This is a genomic window from Mycobacterium sp. KBS0706 (assembly GCF_005938675.2).
Lineage (GTDB): Bacteria > Pseudomonadota > Alphaproteobacteria > DSM-16000 > Inquilinaceae > Inquilinus.
Genome location: NZ_VCCH02000061.1, coordinates 17,370 through 34,042, shown reverse-complemented (window position 1 = coordinate 34,042; position 16,673 = coordinate 17,370). Strand labels below are relative to the sequence as shown.

The following is a 16,673-nucleotide window of genomic DNA, read 5'->3' as shown; positions in this document are numbered from 1 at the left end:
CGCTTCTGACAAAACACTTAATGGAACTCCGCCCGCAACTTTTTCACCGTCTACTCTAGGCCAGATACTTGACAGGAAAAAGGCGTTATTGCAGCGCAGCAGGGCTGCGTTCAACGCCGAGGGCCGCGGTGCGGCCCGGACCCTGGCTTCCGGCCGGATCGGGGGCCCGATCGCGGCCCGATTCGAGGGGGTCCCCGGCGGTCCGGTCCCGACAGCGGCGGCAGGCCTTCGACATCGGCGCCGTGGCCGGCATCGACCAGGGCGAAGACGGTGCTGCCGGTCAGCGGATCGGCCTCGGTGACCCGCGCCCGCACCTTGGCGCCCAGCCGGAACACGCGGTTCCAGCGGCGGCCCACCAGGGCATGCGCCGCCTCGTCATGGTCGTAATAGTCGTCGGGCAGGGTCGAGATCGGCACCAGCCCATCGGCGCCCGAATCGTCGAGCTTGACGAACAGGCCGAACTTGGCGACGCCGCCGATCCGGCCGGGCAGGATCGTGCCGATCCGGTCCGACAGCCAGCTCGCCAGGTAGCGGTCGACCGCGTCGCGCTCGGCCTGGGCGGCGCGGCGCTCGGTGACCGAGATATGGGTGCCGATCTCCTCCAGCCGCGACAGCTCTTCCTCGGTGGCGCCGTCGCTGCCGAGATGCAGCAGCCGGATCAGCCCGCGATGCACGGTCAGGTCGGCATAGCGCCGGATCGGCGAGGTGAAATGGGCGTAGCGGGGCAGGGCCAGGCCGAAATGGCCGAGGTTGTCGGGGCTATAGACGGCCTGCGCCTGCGACCGCAGCACCATCTCATTGACCATCGGCTCTTCCGGCCGGCCGACGGCCCGCGCCAGAATCTGGCCGAACACCCGCGGCCGCATCACCTGGCCGAGCGACAGGGTGTAGCCGAGCGGCTCGAGGAACTCCTTCAGCGATTCGACCCGGGCGCGGTCGGGCTGGTCGTGCACGCGGTACAGCGCCGGCAGGCTCTTGTCGCTCAGCGTCTCCGCCGCCGCGACATTGGCGGCGATCATGAACTCCTCGATCAGCTTGTGGCTGTCGAGCCGCGGCCGGATGCCGATCGAGGCGACGCGGCCGTCCTCGCCGAGCTGGACCTTGCGCTCCGGCAGGTCCAGCTCCAGCGTGCCGCGCTTCTCCCGCGCAGCCAGCAGCACCTGATAGGCGCCGTACAGCGGGGCGATCACCGGCTCCAATAGGGGCCCGGTCAGCTCGTCAGGCTGGCCGTCGCGGGCGGCCTGCACCTGCTCATAGGTCAGCCGGGCGGATGAACGCATCAGCCCACGGCGGAAGCGGTGGCGCACCAGCCGGCCCTGGGCGTCGATCCACAGGTCGGCGGCCAGGCAGGCGCGGTCCTCGTCGGGCCGCAGCGAGCACAGGCCATTCGACAGCGCCTCCGGCAGCATCGGCACGACGCGGTCGGGGAAGTAGCAGGAGTTGCCGCGCTCGAAGGCGTCCCGGTCCAAAGGCGACCCCGGCGGCACGTAATGGGCGACATCGGCGATGGCGACGATCAGGTGCCAGCCGCCGGGATGGTCCGGATCCGGCTCGGCCCAGACCGCGTCGTCGAAGTCGCGGGCATCGGCGCCGTCGATGGTGACCAGCGGGATCTGGCGGAGGTCGACCCGGTTGCCCAGTGCGGCCGGTTCGGCGGCCTCGGCCTGGGCCACCGCCTTGGGCCGGAAGTCGGTCGGGATGCCGGCGGCATGGATGGCGATCAGGCTGATCGAGCGCGGATCCTCGGCGTCGCCGTAGCGGGCGGTGACCACGGTGCGGCGCGGCCCGAGGCGGTCGGAGGCCTCGACCAGCGCCTCGACCAGGTCGCCGTCCCTGGCGCCGCCGGTATCGCCCTCGCGCACCGGCCAGGTGTCGCGGGCGCGCTTGTCGGCCGGCACGATGCGGGCCTGGCCGTCGCGGCCGCGGCGGAACACGCCGACCACCCGGACATCGGCCTGGGTCTCCAGCCGGCGCATGGTCCGGCCGGTCCAGCTGCCGTCCTCGGCCTGCTGCAGCCGCGCCAGCACCCGGTCGCCGACCGCCAGCGCGCCCTGGCCACGGCCCTCGGCCATCATGGTGATGCGCGGCGGCGGCTCGTCCTCCTCCCAGCGCACCGGCTGGGCCAGGGCCTCGCCCTCGCCGTCGATGGCGGCGATTCGCAGCACGGCGACGTTCGGCAGGACCGCGCCCGGCGCCCGCATGCGGCGGCCGCGGCGCTTCTCGAGTTGGCCGTCCTCGGCCATGTCCTGCAGCAGCTGCTTCAGCCGCACCCGGTCATCGCCGGTGATGTGGAAGGCGCGGGCGATCTCGCGCTTGCCGACCGTGTCGTCGCGCGACTTCAGGAACTCGGTGATCTGCTCGCGCGTCGGGAACGGCTTGACCGCCTTCTTGCCCTTGCCCAGCGGCGTCTTGGCCGGGACGACGGTCTTGACGACCTTCTTCCGCTTGATCGGCCGCCGGGCCGGGGGCTTGCGGGTGGGCGGTTCGGTCATGGCGTGGGGGCTGCACCACATCGATCGGCGGAACCGATGGTGGGCATCCGAACAGATCGCCTCTCCCGCTTGCGGGAGAGGCCGGACATCCGAAGGATGTCCGGGTGAGGGGATAGCGGCCTCGCCGAAAGCTCGATCTCGCCGAGAGCGAGCGCATGATCCGCCCCATCCTGCAGCGCTGATCCTGGTGTTGCGGCCGTGCCGCCCTCACCCGGTCTCGCTGCCCGAGCCCGACCTCTCCCGCAAGCGGGAGAGGCGACGAAACATGCCCGAAGGGAAGCCCCACCGAGCCGGTCGAGAGAACCCCCTCCCCCTAGCCCCCTCCCGCGAGGGGAGGGGGGGCCCAGGGCGGCATGGGAGAGGGGGAATGCGTTCACTCGGCGGCCTTGCCCTTGCGGGCCGTCGCCTTTTTCGCCGGGGCCTTCTTGGCAGCAGCCTTCGGCGCCGCCTTCGCCGTCGACCGGCCGCGGCCGCCCTTGGCCGGGCCCTTCGCCGCCTTGGCGGCCAGCCATTCGACCGCTTTCTCGACCGTCACCGCTTCGGGCTCGACGCCGCGGGGCAGCGAGGCCATGACCTTGCCGTGGCGGACATAGGGGCCGTAGCGGCCGGCGAAGACCTTGATCGGCTCGCCGCCGTCGGGATGCGCCCCGACCTCGCGCAGCGGCTCGGCGCTGGGCCGGGCCTTGGCGTTGTCGGCGGCCAGCAGGTCGACGGCCCGGTTCATGCCGATCTTCAGCACGTCCTCTTCCGGCGGCAGGTTCTTGTACTTGTCGCCATGCTTCAGATAGGGCCCGTAGCGGCCGATGCCGGCCAGGATCGGCTCGCCCGTCTCGGGGTGGCGACCGACCTCGCGCGGCAGCGACAGCAGGGCCAGCGCCTCGGCCAGCGTCATCGCCATCGGGTCCTGCGCCTTGGTCAGCGAGGCGCGCTTCGGCTTCTCGCCCTTGGCCGCCTCGTCCTTGGGGCCGAGCTGAGCGTAGATGCCATAGGGACCCTTGCGGATCGACACCGGCAGGCCGGTCTCCGGATCGTCGCCCAGCAGGCGCGGAAGAGCCGATTCCTCGCCATTGCCCTCCTCGCCCGGGGCGCCGAGCGGCCGGGTGAAGCGGCATTCCGGATAGTTCGAGCAGCCGATGAAGGCGCCGGTGCGGCCCAGCTTCAGCCCCAGCCGGCCCTTGGCGCAGGACGGGCACAGCCGCGGGTCGGTGCCGTCGCCCTTCGGCGGGAAAAGATGGTCCGACAGCGCCTCGTCCAGCGCCGAGATCACGTCGCCGATCTTGAGGTCCTTGGTGCCCTCGACCGCGGCGTGGAACGCGGCCCAGAAGTCGCGCAGCACCTGCTTCCAGTCCAGCTTGCCGCCGGAAATGTCGTCGAGCTGCTCCTCCAGCTTGGCGGTGAAGTCGTACTCGACGTAGCGCTTGAAGAAGTTCTCCAGGAAGGCGGTGACGATGCGGCCGCGATCCTCCGGGACGAAGCGCTTCTTCTCCAGCCGGACATATTCGCGGTCCTGCAGCACCTGCAGGATCGAGGCGTAGGTGGAGGGGCGGCCGATGCCCAGCTCCTCCATCCGCTTCACCAGGCTGGCCTCGGTGAAGCGCGGCGGCGGCTGGGTGAAATGCTGCTCGGGGGTGGTCTTGCGGCGGTCGACCGCGTCGCCCTTGGCCACGGCCGGCAGGCGGCGCTGGCTCTCATCCGCGTCTTCCCCGGGCGCGGCCGGATCGTCGCGGTCCTCCTGATAGACCTTGAGGAAGCCGTCGAAGCGGACGACCGTGCCGACGGCGCGGAACACCGCGACCTGGCGGGCATCGGCGACGTCGACGATGGCCTGGTCCAGCACCGCCGATTCCATCTGGCAGGCCATGGTGCGCTTCCAGATCAGCTCGTAGAGCCGCAGCTCCTCGCGCGACAGGGCGCGGGACACCTCCTCCGGCCGGCGGCGCAGGTCGGTCGGGCGGATCGCCTCATGCGCCTCCTGGGCGTTCTTGGCGGTCGATTTGTAGACCCGCGGCGAGGACGGGACGTAATTGGGGCCGTACAGGTTGCCGATCGCCTGGCGGGCCTGGGCGATGGCCTCGCCGGCCAGGGTCAGGCCGTCGGTCCGCATATAGGTGATCAGGCCGACCGTCTCGCCGCCGATGTCGACGCCCTCGTACAGGCGCTGCGCGGTGCGCATGGTCTGGGTCGCGCTCATGCCCAGCTTGCGCGACGCCTCCTGCTGCAGGGTCGAGGTGGTGAAGGGCGGGGCCGGGTGGCGCCGCACCTGCTTGGTCTCGACCGAGGCGACGGCGAAGGCCAGCGGGTCGATCGCCGTCGCCGCGGCCCGGGCCGAGGCCTCGTCGGGCAGGTCGAACTTGTCGAGCTTGCGGCCGTTCAGATGGGTCAGCCGCGCGGTGAACTCCTCGCCCTTCGGCGTCCGGAACACCGCCTCGATGCTCCAGAACTCGCGCGCCTTGAAGCGCTCGATCTCCAGCTCGCGCTCGCAGATCAGCCGCAGCGCCACGGACTGGACACGGCCGGCCGAGCGCGACCCCGGCAGCTTGCGCCACAGCACCGGCGACAGGGTGAAGCCGACCAGGTAGTCCAGGGCCCGGCGGGCCAGATAGGCCTCGATCAGCTCCTGGTGCAGGTCGCGCGGATGGGCGACGGCGTCGAGGATGGCGGATTTGGTGATCTCGTTGAAGGTGACCCGGCGGATCTCCAGGTCCTTCAGCCCGCGGCGGTCGCGCAGCAGCTGCTGCACATGCCAGGAGATGGCCTCGCCCTCGCGATCCGGGTCGGTGGCCAGCAGCACGCGGTCGACGTCCTTGGCGGCGCGGGCGATCTCGTCCATGCGGGACTTGCCGCGGTCGGCCAGCTCCCAGTCCATGGCGAAGTCTTCCTCCGGCCGGACCGAGCCGTCCTTGGCCGGCAGGTCGCGGACATGGCCGAAGCTGGCCAGCACCGTATAGTCGCGGCCGAGATACTTGTTGATCGTCTTGGCCTTCGCGGGCGACTCGACGATGACGAGGGTCTGGTCTGCCAAAGCGCCACACTCAATCATGACAACGGCGTCGCCAGGGGGCGGCGCCAGGAATGGAGGCTCACCAACAACGGCGAGTCAGAGCAGACTGATCCGGTTGCCGGGCTGGCGCTCGATCCGGCCGGCGAGTTCGAGCTCCAGCAGCACGGTCAGCACCACCGGCGGAGACAATTGGCAATCGCGCAACAGTTCGTCAACCGCCGTCGGCGTCGGCGACAGCCGTTCCAGCACCTGGGCGATCACCCGGGCGCGGTCGGCCTCGGCCCCGTTGCCGCCCTCCGGCAGGGCGGTGGAGTGGGGGCGGGGAGCCGGGGGCGACGGTTCCCGCAGCAACGGGGCGGAGATCTGCGGCGCCAGCGCCTCGAGCACATGTTCGGCCGATTCGACCAGGGTGGCGCCGCCGCGGATCAGGCGGTTGCAGCCCTGGGCGCGGGGGTCGAGCGGCGATCCCGGCACCGCCAACACCTGCCGGCCCTGCTCGGCGGCCATGCGGGCGGTGATCAGCGAGCCGGAGCGCAGCGCCGCCTCGATCACCACGACGCCGAGCGACAGGCCGGAGATCAGCCGGTTGCGGCGCGGAAAGTGGCGGGCGGTCGGCTGGGTGCCGAGGGCGCATTCCGCCACCACCAGCCCGGATTGGGCGAGGCGGTCGTGCAGCCCGGCATTCTCCGGGGGGTAGACGATGTCGATGCCGCCGGCCAGCACCGCCAGCGTGCCGGTGGCGAAGGCGCCCTCATGCGCCGCGGTGTCGATGCCGCGGGCGAAGCCGGAGGCCACGGTGAAGCCGGCCTCGCCCAGCTCCCGCGCCATGTCGCGCGCCATGCGGCGGCCGTTCAGCGAGGCGTTGCGCGCCCCGACGATGCCGACCATCGGCCGGGCCGCGAGGTCGCCGCGACCGAGCAGCGACAGCACCGGCGGCGCGTCCTCGACCGCGGCCAGGGGCTCGGGATAGTCGGGCTCGCAGGCGGCGACGAGGCGGCCGCCGATCCGCGCCAGCGCCTCCAGCTCGCGCTTCGCCTCGGCCACGGAGGGTGGCTTCAGCTCGACCCTGCGGCCGCCGCGGCGCGACAGCTCCGGCAGCGCCTCGATCGCGGCGCCGGCGGAGCCGTAGCGGCTGACCAGGTGATGGAAGGTGATCGGCCCGACGGCATCGGTCCGGGCCAGGCGAAGCCAGTCCAGCCGTTCGGCTTCGCTCAGGGGGCGCCGGGGCGTCGTCATGCCGCCAGCTTCGGGGCAGGTCGCCGGCCGGGTCAACCGGGATCTCGCCGAAGGGCCGCTTCAGGCGGCCGCCACCTCCGGCTCGGCCGCCACCCGCAACCGCGCCATGAAATGCCGCAGCACAGGCGGCTCGTAGGCGAATTCCAGCCCGCGGAGCTGGCGGGCGCCGCCGGCCACCGCGATCAGGCAATCGGCGATGTAGTCCATATGGTCGTTGGTATAGACGCGGCGCGGAATGGCCAGCCGGACCAACTCCAGCGGCGACGGCTTCTGGCGTCCGGTCGCGGGATCCCGGCCGAGCAGCAGCGAGCCGATCTCGACGGCCCGGACCCCGCCCTCGAGGTACAGCGCGTTGGTCACCGCCTGGGCAGGAAACTGCGACGGCAGGATGTGCGGCACCAGCTTCCTGGCGTCGACGAAGACGGCATGGCCGCCGACCGGCGTCTGGATCGGGATGCCGCCACGGCGGAGACGCTCGCCGAGATAGGCGACCTGGGCCATGCGATAGGACAGGAAGGCCTCGTCGATGCCCTCGCGCAGCCCGATCGCCAGCGCCTCTATGTCGCGCCCGGCGAGGCCGCCATAGGTCACGAAGCCCTCGAACGGCACGCAGCGGATCCGCACCGCGTCGAACAGCGCCTCGTCCTCCCGGATGCAGCAGAGACCGCCGATGTTCACCAGCCCGTCCTTCTTGGCGGACATCGTCATCGCATCGCCGTAGACGAACATCTCGCGGACGATGTCGCCGATGCTCGTCTCCGCATAGCCGGGCTCGCGCTGCTGGATGAACCAGGCGTTCTCGGCGAAGCGGGCCGCGTCGATCACCACCGGGATGCCGTGGCGCCGGGCGATCGCGTGGACGGCGCGCATATTGGCCATCGAGACCGGTTGCCCTCCGGTGCTGTTGCAGGTGACCGTGGCGATAATGGCGACGACATTGGCCGGATCATGCTCGACGATGGCGGCCTCGAGCCGGTCGAGGTCGAAGTCGCCCTTCCAGCCGTGGTCGGATGCCGTGTCGAAGGCCTGTTCGGTGACGACGTTGACGGCGCCGGCGCCGCTCATCTCGACATGCGCCGCCGTCGTGTCGAAATGGTAGTTCGAGATGAAGACCGGCCGCTGGGCGCCGCCCTGGTCCCGCTTCCGCTGCACCAGGCAGGGGAACAGGAGATGCTCGGCGCCTCGTCCCTGGTGGGTCGGCACGACGAAGGGATAGCCGAACAGGTCCCGGACGGTGTCCTGCAGGCGGAAGAAGCTGCGGCTGCCAGCATAGGATTCGTCGCCGGTGACCAGCCCGGCCCATTGCCGGTCGCTCATCGCCCCGGTTCCGGAATCGGTGAGGAGGTCGATGTAGACGTCCTCGCCCTTCAGCAGGAAGGGGTTGTTGCCGGCCGTCTCGAGGGCGGCCTGCCGCGCCTCGGGCGTGATCGCCCGGATCGGCTCGACCATCTTGATTCGGAAAGGTTCCGGGATGCGCCGCATAATCCACCCTCAGATCGCCATCGGTGCTCTTATCGTTTATGAAAGAGAAAAAGTCAGACTTAATCAATCGTTCTGATTGACACCAAAATGAAATATCGGATTGTTGACTAATTAATATTTAAATTTATTGGATCACCTGTGGTCAGGGTTACGGTGTGATATCGGCGGTCAGCCGGCCGCTTGCGTTTTCTTCTGGCCGATCTTCGGTTCCTCGCCGCGCAGGAGGCGGCGGATGTTGCCGTCGTGGCGGATGAACACCAGCACGGCGATGAACAGGGCCAGGGCCGCGCGCGGCAGGTCGGTCCGGACCGCGCCCAGGATCGGCACGCCGGACAGGGCCAAGGCCAGGACCGGCGCCGCGGCGACCGAGGTCAGCGACGCCAGGGACGAATAGCGGAACAGCAAGGCCGTCACGAGCCAGACCAGGCAGCACAGCACGCCGACCGGCCAGGCGATGGCCAGCAGCGTGCCCAGCGCCGTGGCCACGCCCTTGCCGCCCTTGAAGCCGAGCCAGACCGGATAGTTGTGGCCCAGCATGGCGCCGCCGCCGGCCAGGACGGCCAGCATCGGGTCGAACAGGCCGGCGATCAGCACGGCGATCGCGCCCTTGCCGCCGTCCAGCAGCAGCGTCGCCAGGGCCAGGCCCTTGTTGCCGGTGCGCAGCACATTGGTGGCGCCGATATTGCCGGAGCCGATGCTGCGGATGTCGCCCAGCCCGGCGGCCCGGGTCAGCACCAGGCCGAACGGGATCGAGCCGAGCAGGTAGCCCAGCACCGCCGCGGCGGCGAGCGCCCAGATCGAAGTGGGATCGAATGAGGACATGAGCGAATCCGTTCCTGCGCCGGCTCCATCATGGCGATTTTCCCGGCCGGGGGAACGGTGATGTCAGGCGAGAGCATGATGGTTTGAGGCCGGACCGCTCCGGCGCGATCAGCAGGAGCGACAGGATTTCGGGTGTTCGCGTTGCCTCTCCCGCCTGGCGGGAGAGGTCGGGCTCGCGCCGCGAGACCGGGTGAGGGCTGGCCCCGGCCTCGACGAAATCCCCTCACCCGGAGCCGCTTCGCGTCTCCGACCTCTCCCGTAAACGGGAGAGGCAATCTGTTCCGCCGGGCCCGATTGTACCGGCGAGATCCGATTCAAATAAACCGCTCTATGCGGCGTGGTTCAGGTGGCGGATGCGGCGCAGCTGCGGGAACCAGGTCGACCACAGCCCGGCCACCGCCATGGTGCCGAGGCCGCCGACCACCACCGCCGGCACCACGCCGATCAGCGATGCCGAGATGCCGGAGCGGAACTCGCCGAGCTCGTTCGAGGCGCCGACGAAGACCATGTTCACCGCATTCACCCGGCCGCGCAGCGCATCCGGCGTCCACAGCTGGATCAGGGTCTCGCGGATATAGACGCTGACCATGTCGAAGGCGCCCATCAGCGTCAGGGCCACGATCGACAGCCAGGGCAGGGTGGAGGCGCCGAAGACGCAGGTGAAGGCGCCGAAGCCGGCGACGCAGGCGAACATGATCAGCCCGGCCTGGTTGGTGATCGGCCGACGGGCCAGCCAGATCGCCACCACCAGCGCGCCGATGCCGGGGCCGGCCCGCAGCAGGCCGAGGCCCCAGGGCCCGACATCGAGGATGTCGCGGGCATAGGCCGGCAAGAGCGCGGTGGCGCCGCCCAGCAGCACGGCGAAGAGGTCGAGCGAGATCGCGCCCAGCACCACCTTCTCGCTCCAGATGTAGCGGAAGCCGGCGCCCAGGCTCTCCCAGCTCGCCGGCTCCGGCACCGTCTTCTGCGCCGGCTTCGGGATCAGCGTCACCAGCCCGATCGAGGCCGCCATCAGCACCGCGGCGAGAGCATAGGGTGCTTCCGGCGCCAGGCCGTACAGCAGGCCGCCGATCACCGGGCCGCTGATGGTGGCGATCTGCCAGGACGAGGAGTTCCAGGCGATCGCGGTCGACAGCTCCGCCGCTGGCACCAGGTTGGGCAGCAGCGATTGCACCGCAGGGCCGAGGAAGGCGCGGGCGATGCCGAGGCCGGCCAGGACCAGGAAGATCGGCCAGACCCGGTGCTCGCCGCCGATGGTCAGGGCCAGCAGGGCCAGCGCGCACAGGATCTCCGCGGCGATGCAGATCGCCATGATGCGGCGGCGGTTGTAGCGGTCGGCCGCGGCGCCGGTGACCAGCACCAGCAGCAGCGACGGCAGGAACTGCACCAGCCCGACCAGGCCGAGGTCGAACGGGTCGCGGGTCAGGTCGTAGACCTGCCAGCCGACGGCGACGCTGATGAACTGGACCGCGAAGGTCGCGATCAGGCGGGCGGTCCAGTAATAGGCGAAGCCGCGGTGGCGGAAGATGCTTCCGGACTCGGCGGCAGAGGGATCGGCGGTCATCGGCGGCGCTTGGGAAAGGGCCGCCGACCATAGCGGGTGATGACGGCTGGCGGAACCGGGATCGCCGGGATGGCTGCCCGGCGATCCGGTCGAGTCGCCGGCAGCCCCGCTCAGTCGATGGCGTCGCCGGTGGCGTCGAACGGTGCGGCGACCGGATGGCCGACCACCGGCACCGCCTTGACCACGGCGCCGGTGACGCGGAACGGCGCGGCGACGACGCCGCAGCCGGCCAGGGCGACGGCCGCGGCGGCCAGCACCAGCCAGCGGGACGGTCGGCGGTGAGCGCGGGTCTTCATCTTTTGTCCTTCGTCTGCTTCCGGGATAGGAACGGCGTCGGTGCCGACATACTAACACTCCTGCCGCGGCGATGGGCCTGGTTGCTCGGTCGCGGCGGATCGGTCGCGGGACACCAGGCACAGCGCGCAGGCCCAGAGATAGGGCGCGGCGAACAGCAGGATGCCGCCGAGCCAGAGCATGGCGCCGATCATCTCGCACCCGGCCCGGCCCGGCGGGGCCCTCCGGAACGGCGTGCGTCATCGACCACGCGGAGCGGCAAGGCCCGGCCGCCGGGGCCGCCATGCGGCAGCAGGCGGACGACCCGGACCCGGCGGCTGGGGCGGCCGGTCAGCCGCGCCAGGCCGCGGGCGACGGCGCGCAGGAGGACAAGACAGGCTCGAACGATCATCGCAACCCGACTCCCTGTTGGGCCCCGGCCGCTACAGGCCGAAGCGATAGGTTATGCTGACGAAGCCATAGGCTTGGTCCGGCGAGCCGCCCTGCTTGACGATCGGGCTGGCGGCGGCGTCGCCGAGCAGGCGCTCCCAGCCGGTGACGGCGTTGAGCGACCAGCGCTCGCTCAGGGCATAGCTGGCGGCGAGCGACAGGCCGGCATTCTTGAAGCCGGCCCCGGCTTCGAACTCGTCGTACCGGCTGTGCCGGGCCTGCTGGCGGGTGACGCCGAAATTGGCCGACATATAGTCGTCGCTGGCCCAGATGGCGTCGGCGCCGAGCGAGAGGGTAAGGGCGTCGGTCAGCGGCAACGCGTATCCGGTCTCGAAATTGACTAATGCGCCGCCGCTGTCGATCACATCCTGCCGGGCCGAGACCGAAGCCGACCAGCCGCCGAAGCCGATGCGGGCATAGGCGCCGAGGTCGACGGCGTCGTCGATATCGCCCAGCCCCTTCAGCCGGTGGTCGTCGTCCTGCTGGCGCCCCGGGCGCCAGGCGGCGAGGGGGCCGGCCTGCAGCCACGGCGTCCGGATCACCACCAGCCGCGCGGTGCTGTCCTCGACCAGCAGCGTGTCGTCCCAGGACAGGCTGACCGCGGGCACCGGCACGAACTCATAGCGCTTCGATCCCTCATAGGTCGGGGCGAAGCCGGCGCCGGCGCCGAGGCCGACGATGAGGCTGGAGCCGGCCAGGCCGGCATCCGGCTCGGCGCCGACGGAGTCGTGCGGCATCACCGCCGCCAGGATTATGGCGGGCAGGACAGGGGCTTTGCGGGAGATCATCGGATCCTCGCTGGGGTCGATCGTCGGTAGGGTCTGGCTGGGTCCCGCCGCGGTCTAGTCGGGCGGGTCCGGGGCGTCGTCCCCGGGGCCGGGCACGTATTCGAGCAGGTCGCCGGGCTGGCACTGCAGATGCCGGCACAGCGCCATCAGGGTAGAGAACCGCATCGCGCGCGCCTTGCCGGTCTTCAGGATCGACAGATTGGGGATGCTGACCCCGACCGCGTTGGACAGGTCCGTCAAGCTCATCTTCCGCTGGGCCAGCACGACGTCGAGGCGCACGATGATGGGCATCCGGCTATACCGTCAGGGCTGCGTCTTCCGCCAGATCGGCCGCCTGTCCGAGGACATGGGCCATGATCAGGGCGAACAGGCCTCCCACCAGCGGCATGAAGGGGAGATCGGTCAGCAGGACCCAGGTGTCGGACGGGTCGAAGCGCGGTTCGGTGACCCACAGGGCCGCGAGGACCAGGATCGGGGCCACCACATCGACCGCCGCCAGCGCCACCAGCTGCATCCCGATGCGGCGGAAGCCGATGACGCAGTCCCGGGTGAAATACTGCTCGCGGCCGAAATGGTTGAGGATCCGGCGCAGCGAGAACAGCGCCACCACCATCAGAGCCGAGCGCAGGGCATACAGGCCCAGATACAGAGCCACCGGCAGCAGCGGCAGCGACGAGACCGGGGCCTCGACCCCGTCCGCCAGATCAGCTTGCCCGTAGAGGACGACCCAGACCAGGAACGGGATCGTCGCCAGCAGGATGAGCCAAGCCAGGATCGTGACGGCGGGACGGAGCACGCTGCTGAGGCGCGCGACGCGGTGCATGAATGAGGACTCACCCAGTCGAATCACGGCTCCACTATGCGTCGCTTCATATCGAGGGTCAATAAGGGTTTATCGAATTTCGATAAGAATGCCGCAGGGGCCGGCCGCCGGCAAAGCCCCCGCGATGTCCCGGTCAGAGCCCGTGTGCGTGGAACCAGGCCTGCAGCCGCTTCCAGCCGTCTTCGGCCGGACCCTGACGGTAGCTCGACCGGTAGTCGGCGTTGAAGGCGTGCGGCGTGTCCGGATAGACCACGAACTCGACGGTCTTGCCGGCCGCCTTGGCCGCCGCCTCCATCTGCTTCAGCGTATCGACCGGGATGCCGGTGTCGGCGCCGCCATAGAGGCCGAGCACCGGGGCATGCAGATCGGCCACCAGGTCGATCGGGTTCTTCGGCTGCAGCGGGGTCGGATCGCCGACCACCTTGCCGTACCAGGCCACGCCGGCCTTCAGGGCCGGGTTGTGCTCGGCATAGAGCCAGACGATGCGGCCGCCCCAGCAGAAGCCGGTGATGCCCAGCCGGGCGGCGTCGCCGCCATCGGTGGCGGCGAAGGCAGCGGTGGCGTCGAGGTCGGACAGCACTTGGCTGTCCGGCACCTTGGAGACGATGGTCGAGATCAGTTGGTTGATGTCGGCGATCTTGCTGGCGTCGCCCTGCCGGGCATAGAGCTCGGTCGCGATCGCGTAATAGCCGATCTTGGCCAGCCGGCGGCAGATGTCCTTGATGTGCTCGTGCACGCCGAAGATCTCCTGCACCACCAGGATCACCGGCGCCGGGCCGCCGGCCTTCGGCTTGGCGCGATAGGCCGGGATCCGGCCGTCCTTGACCGGCACCTGCACCTCGCCGGCGTCCAGCCCCTCGGTGTCGGTGGCGATGGCTGCGGCCGAGACCGGCTGGGTGGCCAGCGCGAAGCCCGCGATCAGCGAGGTCATGGCGAAGCCGCGGCGGGTCAGGTCGCCGGCGTGCCGGAGGCTCGAAATGTCGGAATCGAAGCTGGTCATGAAGGGCCCCTTCGTGGTCGGCGGCGGAGGCGCGCTCCGGCTCGCATGCCGACCATAGGGAACGGGGAGGCGGCCTGTCGACCGCGGCGACGCCGCAGGCGGCGATCATCTGACGGGATTCAGCCGAGTTAGCCGGGGCTGCAAGTTTACGGAGAGTTTAGGCGCCTTACCAAGAATTAAGATGCTCCGGAGGGGCGATTCATGGCGTTCTCTTGCTGCGCGGCACTGTTCGGATGTGCCGTTTCAACACGGCTCCCGGAGCGCTGACTATGCGGAAACTTATCCTCGCCGGCATCATGACGTTGGCTCTGCCCGTCGCCGCTTTCGCCCAGACCTCGGGCACGACGGATACGACCGCCACGCCGGCGGCGACCGCTCACAAGACGGTTCATCACACGGCTCACCACCGTGCGCACACCACCAAGCATGCCAAGAAGCATGCCCAGGCTCACAAGAAGACCAGCTCGACGACGGCGGCGCCGTCGTCCAACCCCGTGAACTGATCGCTTCTCTCCCCCTTCCAGCGATCGTTCATGAAACCCCGGCGTCGGGCCTCGGCGCCGGGGTTCTTTCCAGCCAGACGAATTCGACGACGGCGCCGCGCCGTCGTCCAGCCAAGTGACCTGATCGCATCTCTCCCCCTTCCAGCGATCAGGCACAAAACCCCGGCGTCGGGCCTCGGCGCCGGGGTTCTTTTTATTCAGCCGATGACAGGGCCCGTCTCAGCGGATGCTCTGGGCCAGCAGCTGGTTGCGCACCTCGACATGCGGATAGCCGGTCACGGTGGCGGAGCGTCCGATCCGGCCGGCGTCGCCCGGCACCACGACGGTCCAGGCCTCGGTCGGGGTCTGCAGCCGGAACGAGGTGACGCCGCCCATATGGCTGACGCCGTCGACATGGCCGGTCACGGTGATCGGTGTGTCGGTGGCATATTCGCGCGGATCGGCCGGCCCCGGCCCGCTCGGCATCGCCGTCACCGGCGGATGCCGCGGCTGCACGCCGCCCTGCACCACATAGGGCTGCTGCATCCGGAGGTTGGGGTCGACCGGATAGGTCGTCACCGGCTCGGCCATCACGGGCGGCGGCGGGGCGACGACCACCGGGGCCGGCCGCACGATCGCCGTCGGTGCCGGCTGCACGACGGTCGGCGCCGGCACGACCACCGTCGGCACCGGCGTGACCACGGTCTGGGCCGGGGCCGGCACGATCACGGTCTGGGCCATGGCCGGCGCCGCGAGCAGCAGCGCGGCCAGGGCGGCGGCGGACGCCGCATGGACAGTCTTGGCCATGTCTCTGTTCTCCGTTTTCACGGCGTCAGGGCAAGACGAACCCTTGGCACGACGCGGCCCGATCATGGGCGCGCGCGCCTCGCCAGCGCATGACGCCAGCCTCTATCCCCCTATCAACGCCCGGAAGCCGGATTCAGTTCGCCGAGCCAGTCGCGCAGCACCTCCACGCCGTCGGCGCCGCAGGCCGGCGGGGCGTGGCGATAGCTGACCGGCGTCTCCGACAGCCGGATCGGGCTGCCGATCAGGGCGACCGGGTCCGGCGCCAGCGGATGCGGCATCTCGATCCGCATGCCGCGGGCCACGACCTGCGGGTCGGCGAAGACCTGGTCGATGGTGTTGATCGGGCCACAGGGCACCTGCCGGGCCTCCAAAACCTCCAGCCAGTGGCCGCGCGGCTTCTCCGCGATCAGCCCGGCGACGATCGGCACCAGCACCTCGCGGTTGCGCACCCGCGCCTGGTTGGTGGCGAAGCGGGCATCGGTCGCCAGCTCCGGCCGGCCGGCGGCGGCACAGAACTTGGCGAATTGCGAATCGTTGCCGACCGCCAGGATCAGGTACTCATCCGCCGCCCGGAACGCCTGGTAGGGCACGATGGTCGGATGGCCGTTGCCGGTGCGCGGGGTCGGCACGCCCGAGGTCAGGTAGTACTGGCCGGCGTTGGACAGCCAGGCGACCTGGGTGTCCAGGAGGGCCATGTCGACCATCTGGCCGCGCCCGGTGCGGCGGCGATGGTCGAGCGCGGCGAGGATGCCGATCGTGGCATAGGTGCCGGTCATCAGGTCGGCGATGGCGACGCCGACCTTCATCGGCTCGCCGTCCGTCGGGCCGGTCAGGCTCATGATCCCGCCCATGGCCTGGACCAGATAGTCGTAGCCGGCGCGCGCGGCATAGGGGCCGGTCTGGCCGAAGCCGGTGATCGAGCAGTAGATCAGCGCCGGGAACTCGTCCTTCAGGTCGTCATAGCCGAGGCCGTAGCGGGCGAGGTCGCCGAGCTTGTAGTTCTCGACCAGCACATCGGCCTGGGCCACCAGCCGGCGCAGCAGGGCGCGGCCCTCCTCCCGGGTGAAGTCGATGGCGATCGACCGCTTGTTGCGGTTGGCGCTGAGGTAATAGGCGCTCTCGGTGGTGTCGGCGCCGTCGGCATCCTGCAGGAAGGGCGGGCCCCATTTCCGGGTGTCGTCGCCGACGCCCGGCCGCTCCACCTTGACCACGTCGGCACCGAGATCGCCCAGGATCTGGGTCGCGCTCGGGCCGGCCAGCACGCGGGTCAGGTCGAGCACCTTGAGGCCGGCCAGGGCGCCGGCGGGGCTGTCGGTCATTCTCGGGAACTCCTCCTTGAGGCCTCCTGGTTAACCCAGGCGGGGCGGGGCCGCAATCGGCCGGGCCCGGACCGACCATGACCCCAGGTTAAGACCTTCCTCCTTTTTGGCAGGGGCGTATCGGTGGTATAGGC

The 16,673-nt window shown here is 70.2% G+C and carries 15 protein-coding genes; 1 reads left to right on the top strand and 14 read right to left on the bottom strand.

What is annotated here, in order from left to right; translation table 11 throughout:
* Nucleotides 1–110 precede the first annotated feature (110 nt).
* From rnr to FFK22_RS27555, 12 genes are all read right to left on the bottom strand, one after another.
* Nucleotides 111–2,492: a ribonuclease R gene (gene rnr, locus FFK22_RS27605; RefSeq protein ID WP_138890086.1), complete on the bottom strand. Its 2,382-nt coding sequence runs from the start codon at nucleotides 2,490–2,492 to the stop codon at nucleotides 111–113.
* A gap of 373 nt (nucleotides 2,493–2,865) precedes the next feature.
* On the bottom strand, nucleotides 2,866–5,514 hold the full coding sequence (gene topA, locus FFK22_RS27600) for a type I DNA topoisomerase (RefSeq protein WP_221938898.1): 2,649 nt from the start codon (nucleotides 5,512–5,514) through the stop codon (nucleotides 2,866–2,868).
* A 75-nt stretch (nucleotides 5,515–5,589) separates the two neighbouring features.
* The gene (gene dprA / locus FFK22_RS27595) at nucleotides 5,590–6,729 is read right to left on the bottom strand and encodes a DNA-processing protein DprA (RefSeq protein WP_138890088.1); all 1,140 of its coding nucleotides are present in this window, start codon (nucleotides 6,727–6,729) and stop codon (nucleotides 5,590–5,592) included.
* 60 nt (nucleotides 6,730–6,789) lie between these two features.
* Complete coding sequence (locus tag FFK22_RS27590; protein ID WP_138890089.1) at nucleotides 6,790–8,211, bottom strand: tryptophanase; 1,422 nt, start codon at nucleotides 8,209–8,211, stop codon at nucleotides 6,790–6,792.
* A 168-nt stretch (nucleotides 8,212–8,379) separates the two neighbouring features.
* The gene (plsY, locus tag FFK22_RS27585) at nucleotides 8,380–9,033 is read right to left on the bottom strand and encodes a glycerol-3-phosphate 1-O-acyltransferase PlsY (RefSeq protein ID WP_138890090.1); all 654 of its coding nucleotides are present in this window, start codon (nucleotides 9,031–9,033) and stop codon (nucleotides 8,380–8,382) included.
* Between the two features lie 328 nt (nucleotides 9,034–9,361).
* A complete protein-coding gene (locus FFK22_RS27580) occupies nucleotides 9,362–10,597 on the bottom strand; it encodes an MFS transporter (RefSeq protein WP_138890091.1) in 1,236 nt (411 codons plus the stop codon).
* Nucleotides 10,598–10,707: 110 nt separating this feature from the next.
* Nucleotides 10,708–10,893: a DUF6726 family protein gene (locus tag FFK22_RS27575; RefSeq protein ID WP_138890092.1), complete on the bottom strand. Its 186-nt coding sequence runs from the start codon at nucleotides 10,891–10,893 to the stop codon at nucleotides 10,708–10,710.
* 51 nt (nucleotides 10,894–10,944) lie between these two features.
* The gene (locus FFK22_RS43245) at nucleotides 10,945–11,085 is read right to left on the bottom strand and encodes a hypothetical protein (RefSeq protein WP_186002686.1); all 141 of its coding nucleotides are present in this window, start codon (nucleotides 11,083–11,085) and stop codon (nucleotides 10,945–10,947) included.
* Nucleotides 11,086–11,313: 228 nt separating this feature from the next.
* Nucleotides 11,314–12,108 carry a MipA/OmpV family protein gene (locus tag FFK22_RS27570; RefSeq protein ID WP_138890093.1) on the bottom strand — a complete coding sequence of 265 codons (795 nt, stop codon included), beginning with the start codon at nucleotides 12,106–12,108 and terminating at the stop codon, nucleotides 11,314–11,316.
* A 54-nt stretch (nucleotides 12,109–12,162) separates the two neighbouring features.
* Nucleotides 12,163–12,399 (bottom strand): helix-turn-helix transcriptional regulator, encoded by a 237-nt coding sequence (locus FFK22_RS27565; protein WP_138890094.1) that lies wholly within the window; start codon nucleotides 12,397–12,399, stop codon nucleotides 12,163–12,165.
* Between the two features lie 4 nt (nucleotides 12,400–12,403).
* Nucleotides 12,404–12,931, bottom strand: a complete 528-nt coding sequence (locus FFK22_RS27560) for a DUF2975 domain-containing protein (protein ID WP_138890095.1) — start codon at nucleotides 12,929–12,931, stop codon at nucleotides 12,404–12,406.
* Nucleotides 12,932–13,064: 133 nt separating this feature from the next.
* Nucleotides 13,065–13,931: a dienelactone hydrolase family protein gene (locus tag FFK22_RS27555; protein WP_138890096.1), complete on the bottom strand. Its 867-nt coding sequence runs from the start codon at nucleotides 13,929–13,931 to the stop codon at nucleotides 13,065–13,067.
* Nucleotides 13,932–14,200: 269 nt separating this feature from the next.
* Here FFK22_RS27555 and FFK22_RS27550 point away from each other — a divergent pair, with 269 nt between their 5' ends.
* On the top strand, nucleotides 14,201–14,434 hold the full coding sequence (locus tag FFK22_RS27550) for a hypothetical protein (protein WP_138890097.1): 234 nt from the start codon (nucleotides 14,201–14,203) through the stop codon (nucleotides 14,432–14,434).
* 219 nt (nucleotides 14,435–14,653) lie between these two features.
* On the opposite strand, the gene FFK22_RS27545 is transcribed toward FFK22_RS27550, so the two are convergent.
* Nucleotides 14,654–15,220, bottom strand: coding sequence for a hypothetical protein (locus FFK22_RS27545; RefSeq protein WP_138890098.1), 567 nt, complete (start codon nucleotides 15,218–15,220; stop codon nucleotides 14,654–14,656).
* A gap of 113 nt (nucleotides 15,221–15,333) precedes the next feature.
* A complete protein-coding gene (locus tag FFK22_RS27540; protein ID WP_138890099.1) occupies nucleotides 15,334–16,539 on the bottom strand; it encodes a CaiB/BaiF CoA-transferase family protein in 1,206 nt (401 codons plus the stop codon).
* Nucleotides 16,540–16,673: the final 134 nt, after the last annotated feature.